Genomic DNA, 2,076 nt, shown 5'->3' with positions numbered 1-2,076 from the left:
CACCCAGGAACCGGCCTCGTACGGCAGCAGCGCGGCACCTCCCAGCAGCAGCGGCACCGCGCCGGCGAGCGGCAGCGTCAGCACGTCGGGCAGCCGGCGGACCCGGACGTCCACCCACGCCAAAAGCACGCCGAACGGCGCGTACAGCAGCCACACCGCCAACTCCGGACGGGGCCCCGTGGCGGCGGCGAGCGCCGCACAGGCGAGAGCGGTGACCACCGGAGCCACCGCCCGGTACCGCACCAGGGACACCGAGGCCCGAACGGAAGCACCCCCGGCAGCGGGGGCGACGGGAGACACGGGGGCAACCAGGGCGCCGGGCGCCCCCGACCCGGGAACGGCCGCCTCCACGACGCAGCCACGGCATCCCGGACCACCCAGCCACCCACCCGCGGGACCGGTGAAGCCGTGCCCCACCGGACAACTGTCCCGCCGGCGCTCCTCCGGCCCGACCGACAACCGGTACGCGGCACGTGACACGAGCAGCCCGGCGGCCGCACCCCACAGAGCGGCGACGACGATCAGCATCACGTCCACGCGCGGCACCCTACCCATCCGCACCACTACCGTCTCCCCCATGCGGAGACAGGGGACATGGCGGGACGGCACCGGAACACTGCACGCCCCCGAGGCGACGGTCGCACTCGAGATCGCGGCCTCGTACCGGGCACGGCGGCGCGGCCTCCTCGGCCGCGACGGCGTCGAGGGCGCCCTGCTCATCACCCCGACCAACAGCATCCACACCTTCGGCATGCGGTTCGCCATCGACGTGGCCTACCTCGACCGCACCCTCCGCGTCCTCGACGTGGTCACCATGAAACCGGGCCGCCTCGGCCTCGTCCGCCTGCGCGGCCGGCACGTCCTCGAAGCGGAGGCCGGCACCATGGCCGACTGGGGACTGCGGCCGGGCGTCCGGGTCACGGCGGTCCCGAACCCAGCAGCGTGAACGCGCCGTAACCGGCGGAGGCCAGCGCCAGCACGGCCAGGACGAGGACCCGGCCCCGCACCCGGAGCCGCACCAGCGCCACCGCCGCCGGCAGCAGCAGGCCGAACGCCGGCATCATCAGACGGGGCCGCGACCCGAAGTACGCGGCCCCGACCAGCGAGACCACGACGACCCCGATCGTGTACACGAGCAGCGGCAACGGCTGCCGCTGCCGCACACACAGCACGACCAGCCAGCCGAGCAGCGCCAGCGCCGCACACAGACCGAAAGCGGCCGGCAACGGCAGACCGGCGATGAAACGGGCCAGCGCGACCCCGCCGTCGATGGAGTTGCCCCAGGCCGCCTGGACGTCGAAGTAGGCGGTCGCAGCGCCCTGCCGCACACCGACGTAGACGATGTACGCCAGCCAGCCCAGCGGCGCGAGAAGCACCCCGACCGCCATGCGCGGCGGCAGCCGGCGCTCCCGGACCACCGCGACGAGCGCGGTGATCCCGATCGCGGCGATGAGCGCCACGGCGGTCGGCCGCGTCAGCCCGGCACCCACGCACAACACCCCGGCCAGGATCCAGCGCCCCCGCAGCACGGCGAACAGCGACCAGGCGGCGAAGGCGGTGAAGAGCGTCTCCGTGTACGCCATCGACTGCACGAACGCCGTCGGATACACGCCCCACAGGACGGCCAGGGCGACCCCGGCCTGATGCCCGGCGACATGGGCGCCGCACCGGTAGATGCCCCAGGCGGCGGCGAGCGACGCGACCCAGGCGACGACCAGCCCGGCCGTCGCCGCGTCGACGGGCAGGACGGCGGACACGGCCCGTTCGAGGGCCGGGAAGAGAGGAAAGAAGGCCAGGTCGGAGTGGACGCCGCCGTCGGGCAGCGTGACCTCGTAGCCGTACCCGTGCTCGGCGACCCGGACGTACCAGACGGCGTCCCAGCGGCCGCTCAGCCGGTGCAGCCCGTCCTTGCCCGCGACGGCGGAGGCGACGGCGAGGACCACCAGACCGAGGAGACGGGTCGCGGCATACCCGCCGAGCGCGGACCAGGGCACGGCCGCGAGGACGGACCGCCGGACGGCGGCGGGCTGAGCTGGGGACATGCGCTCGATTATGTCCGCGGGGCGGGGTGGGAAC

Annotated in this window: 2 protein-coding genes and 1 pseudogene; 1 reads left to right on the top strand and 2 read right to left on the bottom strand. The window is 74.6% G+C overall.

All coding sequences use genetic code 11. From position 1 onward, the window contains the following. Positions 1-537, bottom strand: a pseudogene (locus EAO71_RS40215) (prepilin peptidase); the annotation flags it as partial. A 40-nt stretch (positions 538-577) separates the two neighbouring features. On the opposite strand from EAO71_RS40215, the gene EAO71_RS36230 reads away from it, so the two are divergent. After that, entirely contained in the window at positions 578-946 is a 369-nt protein-coding gene (locus EAO71_RS36230; RefSeq protein ID WP_147982049.1) for a DUF192 domain-containing protein, read from the top strand. Here the strand turns inward: EAO71_RS36230 and EAO71_RS36225 are convergent. Then, positions 918-2,042 (bottom strand): hypothetical protein, encoded by a 1,125-nt coding sequence (locus tag EAO71_RS36225; protein WP_147982048.1) that lies wholly within the window; start codon positions 2,040-2,042, stop codon positions 918-920. The two genes, EAO71_RS36230 and EAO71_RS36225, sit on opposite strands and share 29 nt — an antisense overlap. Positions 2,043-2,076 lie beyond the last annotated feature (34 nt).

The organism is Streptomyces sp. MS191 (genome assembly GCF_008042125.1).
Classification (GTDB): domain Bacteria; phylum Actinomycetota; class Actinomycetes; order Streptomycetales; family Streptomycetaceae; genus Streptomyces.
Note: the sequence above shows the minus strand (reverse complement) of the source record. Positions and strands in the feature narration are given on the sequence as shown.